Annotated in this window: 13 protein-coding genes; 8 read left to right on the top strand and 5 right to left on the bottom strand. The window is 40.5% G+C overall.

The window, feature by feature from the left end; translation table 11 throughout:
* Positions 1 to 4: 4 nt before the first annotated feature.
* Complete coding sequence (tsaE, locus tag OU792_RS01710; protein WP_134202138.1) at positions 5 to 433, top strand: tRNA (adenosine(37)-N6)-threonylcarbamoyltransferase complex ATPase subunit type 1 TsaE; 429 nt, start codon at positions 5 to 7, stop codon at positions 431 to 433.
* Positions 426 to 1,637, top strand: coding sequence for an alanine dehydrogenase (locus OU792_RS01705; RefSeq protein ID WP_134202139.1), 1,212 nt, complete (start codon positions 426 to 428; stop codon positions 1,635 to 1,637). Before tsaE ends, OU792_RS01705 begins: the two co-directional genes overlap by 8 nt.
* On the opposite strand, the gene OU792_RS01700 is transcribed toward OU792_RS01705, so the two are convergent.
* Positions 1,638 to 2,114, bottom strand: a complete 477-nt coding sequence (locus OU792_RS01700) for a response regulator (protein WP_026944661.1) — start codon at positions 2,112 to 2,114, stop codon at positions 1,638 to 1,640.
* Between the two features lie 335 nt (positions 2,115 to 2,449).
* Between OU792_RS01700 and OU792_RS01695 the strand changes: the two genes are divergently transcribed.
* The 5 genes from OU792_RS01695 to OU792_RS01675 all read left to right on the top strand — a co-directional run bounded on the left by OU792_RS01695 (position 2,450) and on the right by OU792_RS01675 (position 9,231).
* The gene (locus OU792_RS01695; RefSeq protein WP_134202140.1) at positions 2,450 to 4,720 is read left to right on the top strand and encodes an Rv1355c family protein; all 2,271 of its coding nucleotides are present in this window, start codon (positions 2,450 to 2,452) and stop codon (positions 4,718 to 4,720) included.
* A complete protein-coding gene (locus OU792_RS01690; protein ID WP_133390075.1) occupies positions 4,720 to 5,421 on the top strand; it encodes a hypothetical protein in 702 nt (233 codons plus the stop codon). The genes OU792_RS01695 and OU792_RS01690 overlap by 1 nt, the downstream gene beginning before the upstream one ends.
* 3 nt (positions 5,422 to 5,424) lie before the next feature.
* Positions 5,425 to 7,536, top strand: coding sequence for a sensor histidine kinase (locus OU792_RS01685; protein ID WP_274669302.1), 2,112 nt, complete (start codon positions 5,425 to 5,427; stop codon positions 7,534 to 7,536).
* Positions 7,529 to 8,620, top strand: coding sequence for a hybrid sensor histidine kinase/response regulator (locus OU792_RS01680; RefSeq protein WP_134202142.1), 1,092 nt, complete (start codon positions 7,529 to 7,531; stop codon positions 8,618 to 8,620). The genes OU792_RS01685 and OU792_RS01680 overlap by 8 nt, the downstream gene beginning before the upstream one ends.
* A gap of 71 nt (positions 8,621 to 8,691) precedes the next feature.
* A complete protein-coding gene (locus tag OU792_RS01675; RefSeq protein WP_024283267.1) occupies positions 8,692 to 9,231 on the top strand; it encodes an inorganic diphosphatase in 540 nt (179 codons plus the stop codon).
* A 16-nt stretch (positions 9,232 to 9,247) separates the two neighbouring features.
* Here OU792_RS01675 and OU792_RS01670 read toward each other — a convergent pair whose 3' ends face one another.
* On the bottom strand, positions 9,248 to 9,706 hold the full coding sequence (locus tag OU792_RS01670) for a hypothetical protein (protein WP_222583764.1): 459 nt from the start codon (positions 9,704 to 9,706) through the stop codon (positions 9,248 to 9,250).
* The gene (locus OU792_RS01665; RefSeq protein WP_274669301.1) at positions 9,703 to 10,299 is read right to left on the bottom strand and encodes an acyl carrier protein phosphodiesterase; all 597 of its coding nucleotides are present in this window, start codon (positions 10,297 to 10,299) and stop codon (positions 9,703 to 9,705) included. Before OU792_RS01665 ends, OU792_RS01670 begins: the two co-directional genes overlap by 4 nt.
* A gap of 64 nt (positions 10,300 to 10,363) precedes the next feature.
* On the opposite strand from OU792_RS01665, the gene OU792_RS01660 reads away from it, so the two are divergent.
* Positions 10,364 to 12,292, top strand: coding sequence for an AAA domain-containing protein (locus tag OU792_RS01660; protein WP_274669300.1), 1,929 nt, complete (start codon positions 10,364 to 10,366; stop codon positions 12,290 to 12,292).
* Positions 12,293 to 12,298: 6 nt separating this feature from the next.
* On the opposite strand, the gene OU792_RS01655 is transcribed toward OU792_RS01660, so the two are convergent.
* Together OU792_RS01655 and OU792_RS01650 are read right to left on the bottom strand one after the other, a co-directional pair.
* Positions 12,299 to 13,009 (bottom strand): endonuclease/exonuclease/phosphatase family protein, encoded by a 711-nt coding sequence (locus OU792_RS01655; RefSeq protein WP_274669299.1) that lies wholly within the window; start codon positions 13,007 to 13,009, stop codon positions 12,299 to 12,301.
* A gap of 23 nt (positions 13,010 to 13,032) precedes the next feature.
* Positions 13,033 to 13,569 carry a DUF4924 family protein gene (locus OU792_RS01650; protein WP_274669298.1) on the bottom strand — a complete coding sequence of 179 codons (537 nt, stop codon included), beginning with the start codon at positions 13,567 to 13,569 and terminating at the stop codon, positions 13,033 to 13,035.
* Between the last annotated feature and the right edge of the window lie 198 nt (positions 13,570 to 13,767).

Here is a 13,767-nt window from a genome sequence, read left to right as displayed (position 1 = left end):
AAATTTGGACACAAAAATTTACGGATTAGACCAGCTTGATGACATCGCCTCTTGGGTGGTAGATAAGGCAGGAGAGGAACAAATTTGGGTATTCAAAGGTGAAATGGGGGCTGGAAAAACGACTCTTGTCAAAAGTATCGCTAAGCAGCTAAATGTCATTGATCCGATAAGTAGTCCGACCTTTGGCCTTGTCAATCATTACGAAAGGAATACGGGCGAGGAAATTTACCATTTTGACTTTTACCGAATAGAAGATCCCGATGAAGTCTTGGATATCGGAATAGAAGAGTATTTTTATAGTGGCAATATTTGCTGGATAGAATGGCCGGAAAAGATTGCTCCATACCTTCCAGAGGAGTTTTTCTTAATAGAAATAGCTTATCTAGATACACAAACCCGAAAAATAACCCTAGAACATTTCCATAATGCCTAGCGAAATCAAAGAAATAGCAGCCGTGGGATTGATACCAAAAGAGGCCCCTTTAGCTGTGCAGAAAAGGAAAAACCCGATCACGATTGGCTTGCCAAAAGAAAAATCCTCCGAGGAAAGAAGAGTGCTTTTGACCCCTGAGGCGGTAGGTCTTCTGAGTAATAATGGGCTTCAAGTCATTGTTGAGACAGGTGCGGGGAAAGCTTCCAAATTCACAGATCAAGATTATTCTGATGCTGGTGCCAAAGTGGTTTATTCTTCCAAAGAAGCCTTAGAAGCTCAGTTGGTTTTGAAAGTTGATGCACCGGATTTGGAGGAAATAGAGCAGATGAGTCTAGGGGCTTGCTTAATTTCAGCCTTGCAGATTTCCAGACAAAACAAAGAATTCATCGAGGCATTAAATGCCAAGAAGATCACGGCGATTGCCTTTGAGTACCTGGAAGATAAGGTAGGAGGGATGCCAGTAGTGAGGGCTATGTCAGAAATAGCCGGAAGTACTGTGATGCTGATTGCAGCGGAATACCTTTCGAGTGTAAATGACGGTAAAGGGCTGATTCTCGGTGGTGTCACAGGAGTGCCGCCCACTCAAGTGGTGATTATCGGGGCGGGAACCGTGGCAGAATATGCGGCACGAACAGCCTTAGGACTTGGAGCAAATATCAAGGTTTTTGATAATCATATTTACAAGCTTCGACGCTTGAAGCAGCTTCTAGGCCAGCAGATTTATACCTCAACGATTGATAATTTGACACTGACTCAAGCACTTTCGGAAGCCGATGTAGTCATCGGTGCTCTCAGAGCTGAGAAAGGAAGAAATAAAATCGTGGTCAGTGAGGAAATGGTTGCCAATATGATGCATGGAAGCATTATCATTGACGTGGGGATTGACCAAGGTGGCTGTTTTGAAACTTCAAAGATGACTACGCATGAAGATCCTACGTATCAGATACATGATGTAACTCATTACTGTGTGCCAAATATTGCCTCAAGAGTTTCCCGAACAGCTTCTTATTCTTTATCGAATATTTTCACACCCATCGTTCTTCAAATGGCAGACTTGGGTGGGCCAGAAGAAATGATTTTTAATTATCGATGGTTTTTGAGAGGAGTGTATACCTACAGAGGTAGCTTGACCAATGCTTATTTAGCCAAAAGATTTGATCTCACTCATAAGGAATTACAGCTACTTTTAGCAGCGAGGTATTGATTAGCTAAGAAGATTTTGCCTTAAAAGGAACTCCAGTTGCTCATTTGCTTTGATTAGTGCCTGAGTCAATCGCTCGTTTTCTCTTCGAAGGGAAAAGACTTCGTAAGCATTTTTAATGACAGTTCTGAGGTAATCTTCTTCCCAAGGTTTGGTGAGGTAGTGGTAAACTTGACCTTTGTTGATCGCGTCAATTACCGCCTGAATATCAGTGTATCCGGTTAAAAGAACTCGTATCGGGCTTGGATAATGAGGGATGATAGACTCCAGAAATTCAACTCCTGTTTCTTCAGGCATCCGTTGATCGGTAATAATGATTTCTATGTCTTCCTGTTCCAGGATTTTTCTTCCCTCTTCTCCAGAAATCGCAATAAAAATTTTATAATCCCTTCTAAATGTAGCTCGAAACGCCTGGAGGTTGTTTTCCTCATCGTCTACGTATAAAATCCGGATTTTTTCGTCTTTTTTGGTTTCTTCCATTTTACACCCGATTTGGGTCCAGATATTTGAAACCGAAATAATTGTTTTTTTCGATGAAAAACAAACAAAGTGATCTGGATTTTCTACTATTCCTGAATTTCTTCAGTATGCCAGAATTCATTTTTCACCAAGGGTGTCAATAACCTGCAGAGAATGAGAATACTTAATTATATACATTTTTTGAAAAGCTAATATTCACAATAAAAACAAAATGCGTTTTTATTAATTATAGTGACTAATTATATGATTCATAAAAAAATAATTTAAAAATACATTTGAGAATTAAAATCAAAAACTAACTTTACAAAGCACATCACCCTATTTGCGCCTATTTCATGCTATATTCACCCAAAATAGATCTGGAAGCACGGGCCTATCCTATTATCCTTGACCCAAGAATTTCTTCTCAAAAGGAAGAGTTTTTAGAGTTATTGGATGTCCCTCATATTCAGGTAGTTGATCAAATTGAAAGTCAGGTCAAAGATTTGATAAAGGCGAATAGTCCAACGCGCACCTTTACTGAAATCGAGCTGGATGTCGAGGTCGAAAACTTTTTTAGAGATAGGATAAAGGATGATTTTGGTAACTGGGTTTACTATCCTTGGAAAAATACAATTGTCCACTTATTGGAAGAAGAGGATTTCATTAAGATCAGGACGGTTAGGAATAATTACAAAATCACTCCGGAAGAACAATCCGAACTTGGAACAAAGAAAATTGGAATTGTCGGGCTTTCAGTAGGGCAAAGTGTCGCGATTGCCATGGCTCTTGAGAGAAGTTGTGGAGAAATGCGTCTTGCAGATTTTGATACTTTGGAGCTAAGTAATCTCAATCGGATCAATGCTAGTTTGACTAGTTTGGGTCAGGAAAAGGTAGTGATCGCGGCAAGGGCGATATCTGAGATAGATCCTTACTTAAAGCTTACGCTTTACAGGGATGGAATAACAGAAGAAAATGTTGACGACTTTTTAGATTCAGATGGTGGACTCGACTTGCTTATCGACGAATGCGATAGCTTGGATGTGAAAGTTCTCCTCAGGGAGAAAGCTCGTGCAAAGAAAATTCCTGTTCTGATGGAAACCTCAGATAGAGGTATGCTAGACATTGAACGTTTCGATTTGGAGCCTGATAGGCCTATTTTCCATGGGATGATGGGGAATATAGAAATGGGTTCTCTCAAGGGACTGAGTAATCAGCAAAAAGTAGGTATAGGATTGAAAATTACTGGAATTGAGACGCTTTCTCCACGGATGAAAGCATCTCTTTTGGAAGTAGGGCAGACCATTTCCAGTTGGCCACAATTAGCTTCAGCAGTTTTCTTAGGTGGGGCTTCAGTTGCACATGTCGGTCGAAAACTTCTCCTCGAAGATGAAGTGAAATCGGGAAGATTCTATGTGGACTTGGATGAACTTGTCCAAATAGAAATGACCGAGGATACTGCCCCATATCATTCAATACCTGTCAAAAACCGTGATTTCTTAGCTTCTTTACCCAATAATATCCTGCCATCAGGGTACAAACCATCAGAGGAGGAGCTTCTTGAAATGCTCTCTTTTGCCAATTTGGCGCCTTCAGGAGGGAATATTCAACCCTGGGTTTGGGTGATGGATCAAAAAGGAGTTTTGCACCTTTTCCACGACAGAGAGCGAAGTCATTCGCTTTTGGATTACAAAGGTACTGGCTCATTGATCGCTTTTGGTTCTGCCCTTGAAAATTTGAGGATTTACTGTGGAAAGCATGGTTTTGAGGTTGATATAATTGATCAGGTTCAAAGCTTTGAAGATGATCTGATAGCTAGTATCAGGTTTGTGAGTAAACAGAATCAAAGTATTGATATTCCTCACCTTGACTTGTATGAAGGGGTGAGAATTCGGTGTACAAATCGAAAAAACACTAAAAAGGAAAATCTGACTCCAGAACAAATTCAGATGGTTTTTGATCTGATACAATCAGAAGGTCTGAAGTTGGATTATCTGGAAGCGGAACAGGAACTAGAGAGACTTTCAGAGATCTTGGGTGGAATGGATAGGATGAGGTTGTTTCATCAGCAGGGTTTGCAGGATTTCATCCACGAACTGAGGTGGAATGACAAAGAGGCAAAAGAGAGTAGTGATGGGATAGATATAGCTACTTTAGAACTTTCCGGGACAGAGAAAGCTGCAATGGGCTTGCTTCGGGACCCTCGCACAGTGAAGTTCTTCAGAAAGTTTTTGATGGGCTACGGCTTGACTAAAATCAGTCATTCGACCTTGATGGCAAGTTCTGCTATTTTCCTTTTGCAAAGCAAAAAATATACTGCCTCCTCTGTTTTGGAAGCCGGTAGAATACTACAGCGAATTTGGGTAAAATCTAACATGATGGGGATGAGTTTTCAGCCCGTTACCGCTTCGCTTTTTATTTTTCATAGAGTGAATCGCGAGAAGGATCATGGCTTTACTGAGAAGGAAGAGCAAATCATCAAAAAACACCATGAAACTCTCAGAAAATTATTCCAGATCGAAAATGGAATGGAGGAAATTTTTATGTTTAGGCTAAATTTCGCAGGGGAACCAAGCATGCGTTCCTATCGCCGCGATGTAAGAGAGACCTTAATCATGCAGCAATAATGTTTACATTCAAAGCCTTCAGGGCTATTGATGAACCAGAAATATGTGATCAATTCATTGAGGGTCATGCAAATGTGCTGAAGGAGTATGGAGTGACCAAAGTAACCTCTTCTAATAACGACTGGAAGTATAACCCATATGTCTTTGTAGTAACTGTTCATGAGAACTCCACAGGAAATGTCGTTAGCGGCCTTCGAATACATATAGCCTCAGAGGAATATCCTCTTCCCTTGGAAGGTGCGATTGCACCCGTAGATTCAAGAATTTTTGATCTTGTAGCCAAGTATAGAAATGCGGGTACGGGGGAGATTGGGGGATTATGGAATAGTCGCGCGATTTCGGGTTATGGAATAGGGGCAATTTTTCTTTCAAGAACCTCGCTTGTTATAGCGGAGCAATTACAAGTTCCGACACTTTTTGCGCTATGTGCAGAATATACACTCAAACCTACTCTTCAAAAAGGATTTGAAATAGAAGAGGAGATTGGGAATAGTGGAACGTTCTTTTACCCAAAACTGGACTTGGTAGCAACATTGGCTATTCTGAGAGATGTGAAAAATTTACCTCATGCCCTTCCGGTGGAGCGGGATTTTATTTTAGATCTAAGAAAGAACCTTGAGTGTACAAGAATGGAAGAAACTCTCAAGGGACCGGTAGAGATCACTTATCAATTGAAAATTAAAAGTCCTAATTGGAGATAGTTTATGTTGTTTACTATTATTTCTTCACTACTCTTACTTTTTGCACAAAACCCGATTAAGATAACTGGTGAGAGTGTTTATTTGGATCGTTATGAATATTTGATTTTAGAGTCAGATGAAGATTTGTCCATAGAAAACGTGGTCAATCGAGATGATTTCTCATTGCTTGATAATGAAAATAAAAATTTTGGAATTAATAATGACGTAATATGGCTTAAGTACCAAGTAGAAAATCAGGGAGAAAATCTCGAGAAGTACCTTTACATAAACAATCCTTCTCTGGACAGCTTGGAGCTTTTTGTAGTTCAAGATGGAAAAGTTCTTGATTCATACCTTGGTGGAAGATTGGTTGATTTTGATAGTAAGTCTATTCCATCAAAATCTATCATTTTCAAGGTAGATATTCCAAATGAGGGGCATGTTGATTTATATCTCAAAGTAAATAGCGTCAACAAAAAGATTATAACTTCATCCGTAGCATCAAGAGAATTCCTTGAAAGGCTAATCAATAGAGAGAATATCTTTTTTGGGATTTTTACCGGTGTAATTGTCGGTTTATTCTTTTATAATCTATTTTTATTTTTCTCAGTTAGAGATAAGTTATATCTAATTTATGTAATCCATACGGTATTAGTCTGGTTTGCTCAATCCTCCATATTGGGTTATACACAAGGAATACTTTGGCCTAATTTCATCTGGATGAATTTAAGGGCTGGAGTTATTTTTTCATCCTTGGTGAGTATTGTGGGTATTTGGTTCCTTAGAGTCTTTTTATCTACCGATAAGTTTGTTCCAAAGCTGGATAGAGGGTTTTATTTTATATACCTAGTATATGCTTTTATCCTTGTAAATGCATTCTTCTTTTCTATTACCGTTAGTTATCAGACTTTATTGGTTACGCAGTCCATAGTGGTGATTTTTGTATTGCTTGTTGCATTTTCAATATTAAAATTAGGCTATCGTCCCGCACGCTATTATTTGTTGGCTTGGTCGGTTTTTATGCTCGGTATCTTCCTATTCGTTTTGAGCGAAATGGGTATTATCCCGACAAATGATCTGACTGCATATATCATGCCTTTGGGCTCTGCATTGGAAGTGGTATTACTCTCCTTCGCCCTTGCAGACAAAATCAACATCCTCAAGAAGGAGAAGGAAGAAGAGCAGGCCGAGAGACTGAAAGTATTGAAGCAGAATGAGGAGCTAGTCCGGGAGCAAAATACCCTCTTGGAAGAAAAAGTAAGGGTTCGTACAGATGAACTAGAGCAGGCTTTGAGAAACCTGCAGAACACTCAAAGTCAATTGGTCAGTCAGGAGAAGATGGCCTCCCTAGGTCAGCTTACTGCAGGTATCGCTCATGAGATCAATAACCCAATCAATTTTGTGAGTTCTAACATCACGCCCCTCAAGCGAGATATAAAAGACATCATGGAGGTGATCGATTTTTATCGAACAACCGGGCAATCGGAATTCGCTCCTGAATCTAAAAAGAAGGCAGCGGACCTGGAGGAGGAGCTTGAACTTGATTATGTCCTTGAGGAAGTAGATCAATTGCTGAAAGGGATGGAAGAAGGGGCAAAACGTACGGTTGAAATAGTCAAAGGTCTTCGGCTCTTTTCTCGTGTGGATGAGCAGGATGTCAAAAAAGTGGATCTTCACGATGGTATCAATAGTACCATTATCCTTCTTAATAGTTCTATTCCAGGAAAAATTCGTATCGTTAGGGATTTTGGAGAGCTTCCGATGGTCGAGTGCTTGGCAGGTAAGATCAATCAGGTATTCATGAACATTATCAATAATGCTGTTCATGCCTTGAGTGATCATATCGATACGATCAAAGATCCAAAAATTGAAATACGCACCCGTTCACTGGGAGACTCTGTGGTAGTGGAAATTGAAGACAACGGTCCGGGTATGCCTGAGCATGTGAAGGAACGTATTTTTGAACCTTTTTTTACAACCAAGTCAGTAGGGAGAGGTACAGGTTTGGGGCTTTCAATAGTTTATTCTATTATTGAGAACCATAAGGGCACGATGGAGGTAAATACCGAAGTCGGTCAGGGCACAACTTTTATCATTACGCTACCCACCTACCAAAGTAACAGCAAGAATGAATAGCAGTGATATTCGGGTACTTTACATTGACGATGAGGACAATAACCTCAAATCGTTCCGCGCTACCCTTCGAAAAGATTTTAAGATTTTTACTGCCATCGATGCTTTCGAAGGATTAAAGATCGTTCAGGAAGAAGAAATTCATGTCGTCATTGCTGACCAACGGATGCCGGGAATGACAGGTACGGAATTTTTTGAAAAAATGATCGAAATCAATCCGGACCCTGTGCGGATTTTGCTGACAGGCTATTCAGATATTGCCTCAGTCATTGATGCGATCAATAAAGGTGAGGTCTATCGTTTTATAGACAAGCCTTGGAATATCGAGCAGATCAAAAATTCGATCAAAAACGCTGCAGATATCTTTTTTATGCGGAGAGAGCTGAAGGAAAAAAACATCAAACTGGAGAAACTCCACTCAGAGATGAACCAGTTTGTATATAGTCTTTCCCATGAGCTTAGAGGGCCTTTGATGAGTATTTCGGGCGTTTCTAAGCTTGCCAAAATGGAAATTAAAGATCCACATGTCCTTGAGTTTTTTGACATGATCGATACGGCCACGACTAAACTGGATGACTTTATCTATAAGATGCTGGATTTTTATCGATCCACTAAAATCGATCATAAAATCACTCAGATTGACTTCAAAGAAGTAGTCAATCAGCAAATGGAAGCTTACAGAGCCAAGTTTGATCTTTCACATTTTCACGTAGAATTACAGGTCAACCAAGAAGAACCTTTTTTCTCAGACGATTCTAAAATCCGAGTGATTTTAAATAACCTATTCTCCAATTCGGTTCAGTTTATGAAAAATGAGCATGGAGAAAAGCGAATCGCACTGACGATAGATGTGCGAGATGGTGAAGCGATCGTCATGCTCGAGGACAATGGTATCGGCATCGAAGACCGTCATCATCCGGAAGTATTTAATCTATTCACCCGTGCAACGCAGCAAAATGTAGGTACTGGTTTAGGTCTGTACATGGTCAAAGAGGCAGTGGAGCAATTGGGCGGAAAGGTTGAATTGGAATCTATTTTGAATGAAGGAACTACAGTGAGAGTAGTGCTTCCTTCTTTGAATTCGTAATTCTTGCTGGCCTTTTGGCCATGAAAGCCTATCTTTGTTGCGATAATTTTTTCCAACAAAAAACACATATTATGATTAATCCTTGGCATGATGTAAACATCGGTAAAGGCGCTCCCGAACAGGTAATGGGCGTAGTGGAAATCCCCAAAGGAAGTAAAGGGAAATACGAACTACACAAAAAGTCCGGAATGCTAATGCTCGATAGAGTTCTCTTTTCCGCTGTTCATTATCCGGCAAATTATGGTTTTATTCCACAGACCTATTGTGAGGACCATGACCCCTTGGATATCCTGATTATTTCTCAGATTGATATTCCTTCCATGTGCTTGGTGGAGGCAAAAGTGATCGGAGTGATGCGAATGGTAGATGGAGGAGAAGCGGATGATAAAATCATCGCAGTAGCTGCGGGAGACCAATCTGTGAATTATATCAATGACATCGATGAGCTTCCTCCGCATTTGATGAAGGAGGTACACCGATTCTTTGAGGATTACAAAAAGCTTGAAAACAAGGAAGTGAAAGTGGAGGACTTCTTAGGAAAAGAAGATGCGATCCGAATTATCAATGAAAGTATTGAACTTTACGATAAGCATTTTCGAAATCAACGATAACCAAAGGCCTGAGCAATCAGGCTTTTTTGTTTTTAATCTCTTTTTTAGCTGCTTTTTTACGAAGGTATTTGACCAGTTCACTGTAGGCCTCATGCTCATGATTGGAGATACTAATAGATTGCTGATCTGAGAATGCCACAGTCATTTGTCTGAATTCTTTTTTGTTCGCTACCACCACTTCTTCTTCCCAAACCAGAATATCGCTGACAGGATAGGCTTTCTGAAAGCCTCTAAGTGGTAGCTTCACGATGATTTGATCCCTACCGGCAGTGATGAATCGAAAGCCTGCCATCATTTTCACCAAAAGCATCAGCAGAACCAACGTGATCAAAGAAGCTGCAATCAGGTAAAACCAAAGCCCAAAGCTTCCCTTATAGGCAAAATCCCGTAAAATGAAGATCAAGCCTGTCAGCAAGGCAACTACAATCAGGCTAAGTGAAAAATAGGTGGATATTTTGGGTTTGATGACGATCATGTGTGACTGGCTAGTTCGCTAAGTTTTTGTCTGGCAAAAGTCTCCAATTCTCTGAAAAAAGCGAAAAAAATCACCTCAAATTCATCTTCGTATTCGATCAAAGCCAGATGTGCTTGCTCCATTTTGGAGTCAAATCGGGTACGTTTGGCCATTCCGGTCAGTGAGCGCCGGATACCTTCCACTTCCCCATAATGCAGGAGCCAATTGTCCTTTTGCATCCAATAATACATATTGGCAAAGCGCTCCGGAAAGATGTCCTCGTGACGATCGAGGGTATCGTAGGTTTTTTGGATAAAGTCTTCAACAGTTGAAGCTGAAAATTCTGACCAGTTTTTGATCAAAAAATAATCGAAAAAAACGTCCGTGATGACTGTGGAATAGTGTCCAAATTTGGGGCGGAGGTAGGATTGCCCTGCTTTGACCAAAGGGTGAGAATCGGTGAACAGGTCTATTTCGCGATGGAGAAATATGCCTCGCTTGATTTCCTCCTCGAAGTTTTCGATTTGCCTGCCTTTCACAAAGTCTGCGATAAAATTCCCGACAAGAATTTTTTCTTGATCAAAGGACAGAAAAGCATGTGCTAGAAAATTCATGAGGGATGTAAAAAAAAGGAAACTCTATGGCTTTTGATTAGTTTCGTCCACAAAATACGGATTGATGGACAAAGTCACGGAGGAATTAAGAAAAGGACTGAAACTTTTGAAGCAGGAGTGGCAGGAGGACCTAGCCCAATACAAAAAAAAGTTTTTGAATACTTCTCTGGCAGATAAGAAAAATGAAGGAATTACCTGGCACCCCATTCAGGTCAAAAAAGCCAAAATTGGAATGGGAGAGCGGCTTTTGGTAGAAATTGAAAGACTGGACTCCAGCCAAAACTCTGCCTTTCAGTCCGGAAAATCTGTAGCATTTTTCTCTACCCAAGATGGCTATGCTACTTCTGAAAACCGCGTCAACGGAGTCATCAACCAGGTTAAAAAGGATAGTATGATTGTCACGCTTCAGGCGGATGAGTTGCCGGACTGGATGGATAGCAGCCGTTTGGGTGTGGACTTATTGTTTGATGAGGCCAGCTATCGAGAGATGGAATTTGCTTTGAAAAAAGTGATTTCTCCAGAAAATCAACGACTCAAAGAATTAAGAGAAATTCTGATTGGCGATCGAGCTGCAGCATTTAGTGATCTGTCAAGGAGGGAGTCTGAGCACCTGAATTTTTCCCAAAACCAAGCTTGCCAAAAAATCGCCAATGCAAAGGATGTAGCAATTATCCATGGACCTCCGGGAACCGGAAAAACCACTACCTTGATCAGAGCTATTTCGGAGGCTACTGATAAAGGTCTATCCGTTTTGGTCTGTGCTCCCAGTAATGCTGCGGTGGATTTATTGGTTGAAAAATTGACGGATTCAGGGATTTCAACTTTGCGATTGGGGCATCCAGCCCGAGTGGAGGAAAAGATTCTCAATCAGACTTTAGATGCTAAAACAGCAAATCATGAGTCTTATCGAGACCTGAAAAAGCTTCGAAAAGACATAGCTCAATATCTCAAACTGGCTAAGCAGTACAAGCGAAATTTTGGGCCGGAAGAACGTCGGCAGCGGAAGTTATTATTTGATGAGGTGGGGCGAATCCGTGAAGCAGCTAAGCATCTGGAGGAGTATATTTCCTTCGATATTTTTCAAAAGACGCAGGTCTTTGCCAGCACCTTGGTCGGAGCTTCTTCTCATCACTTGAGAGGGATGAGCTTTGATGTGGTATTTATTGATGAGGCAGCTCAGGGATTGGAAGCGGCAACTTGGATTCCAATCCTGAAGGCTAAAAAGGTGGTTTTTGCTGGTGATCACTTACAACTTCCGCCAACGATCAAATCCTTCGAGGCTGCAAAAGAAGGTTTAGCTATCACGCTTATGGAAAAGGTGATCCAGCGGAAGCCTCAAGTAGCAGAACTGTTGCAGGTGCAATACCGCATGAAAGCCGAAATCATGGGATTTTCCAATGAATATTTCTACGGTGGTAAATTGCTAGCTGCAGAAAATACCAAGCAGCATTTCTTTGAAGATGAATCCATAATAGAATGGATTGATACCGCCGGTGCAGGCTATACTGATCGGCAGGAGGAGGAAAGTCTGAGTACATTTAATCCTGAGGAAGCTTTATTCGCGTGCAAGTATTTGAATGAACTGATCAAGCGAATCGGAATTTCAAAATTCAAGGAAAATGGCTGGACTATCGGTTTGATTGCGCCTTACTCGGCGCAGGTCAGGTACTTACGTTCCTTGATTTTTGAGAGCTTTGATTTTCCCAACCTTAAGGCTTTTGCTGACCTGATTACCATCGATACCGTAGATGGATTTCAGGGGCAGGAGCGGGATTTGATGCTGATTTCTCTGACTCGATCCAATGAGCGGGGAGAGATCGGTTTTTTGGCTGATGAGCGCCGGATGAATGTCGCCCTGACCCGCGCCAAGCGCAAGCTGGTCCTGATCGGAGATAGCAGCACCTTGGCAAGTAACTCCTTCTTCGATTCTTTACTGGGTTATTTTGAAGAAAAAGGAGGATACAGAAGTGTTTGGGAGTTTATGGGTGATTAAATTAAATTAAAATTTAAAAATTGCTGTTAAAGGGAAGTGGTCCGATATTTTGAGCCATTCCTCTGACTCTGATACTTCAATTAATTGAAGGTTCTGATGAAATTTTGAAGAGGCAAAAAGGTAGTCGATATGGTAGCTTGTTTGGCTATTTTTCCTATGAAAAAAAGTTGGTTTGGTTTCTCGTCCTTGGCTTTCTTGGAAATGTTGGTGATATAAACTTTTTATTCCTTTTTCCTCTAAGGTCTTGACAACATCTGAGTGATTCCACCATCTATCCCATTGATCCCAAATTACATTACTGTTGAAATCACCACCAACTATTATCTCTTCAAAATTTGTCATATTGGTTTGAAGATACTTCCAGAATTGGCCTATATACCCAAAATTTGGTGAATTGTTTCTATGGGTCCAGACTCCTAAAAGCTGGAATGACTCATTAACTCTACAAGGGAAAAAATGCTTTACTGTATGGTCTTGAAATACGTTTGACCAATCTAGTTTTTCCAATTGGATCTCGGGTTTGGCAAAGATCCCTAGCCCCTTATTTTTAGTATCTCCAATCCAAAGATGGTTTTTAGCCCAGTCTTTATAATTTGGATTATTTGATTTGTGGGGTTCTTCGCATTCTTGAATGATATAAATATCTGATTCTAGAGTTTCTAAAAAATCAAATTTTTTTCGAAGCGCACCGGCACAATTCCAAGTAGTAATTTTCAAATTTTTCAATTTTCAACTCCTTTTCAATTCCTCGAAATCCTTTCCTGCTGATACACCAAATTCAAGAGACTCAAGACTTCCCCAAAAGCTTCCGTGGATTTCATTTGCTCATCCGAAACTTTCTTGCCCAGTAGTCTGCAAAGCAAAAGTCCATAGACTCCGTTGAGGCAGATTTGGATTTCATTTCCCAGGTCTTTGCCTCCGGCTTCCATTACAGCTTGTAGAATGTAAGGCTTTGCTTTTTGATAGGAATCAAAATAGGTTTTGTCCGTCTTTAAGAGCTTCCAGTGAATTTTCGAGAGTTCCTTTACTAATTTTTGGGTTTCCTCCAGATGCCCCTTCTCCATAATTCTTTCTTTTTCCATTTGATTTCGGAAGTCCTGATACCAATTAAAAATGGACTCCTTTTCCATTTTTTCCACTGGAAAGTGAGCCACGACATACTGTCGGATTTCCTCCAGATTCCCTTGAAAAGAGCGAATTAAATCCTCCTGCTGATAGAGATAGATGATATACTCGGCGATGTTTTGGGACTTTTTTGATTCGGCGATGGATTGCATGAATTAAATTATTTTCGTGGCAAAGTTAAAAGCTAAATGTCAGAGGTCGAAATACAGTGGAAATACGGTTGAAATAAATTCACCTTCGGTGAATGAAATAAAGCTGCCAAGAAGAGTATTTTTGCGTAAAGCCTATTTCGCCGAAGGCTTATTTCATGGAGCGAAGCGATTGTATTTCCACTGTATTTCATCTAAGCT

Origin of the sequence: Algoriphagus sp. NF (assembly GCF_028823735.1) — a bacterium.
GTDB lineage: Bacteria > Bacteroidota > Bacteroidia > Cytophagales > Cyclobacteriaceae > Algoriphagus > Algoriphagus marincola.
Note: the sequence above shows the minus strand (reverse complement) of the source record. Positions and strands in the feature narration are given on the sequence as shown.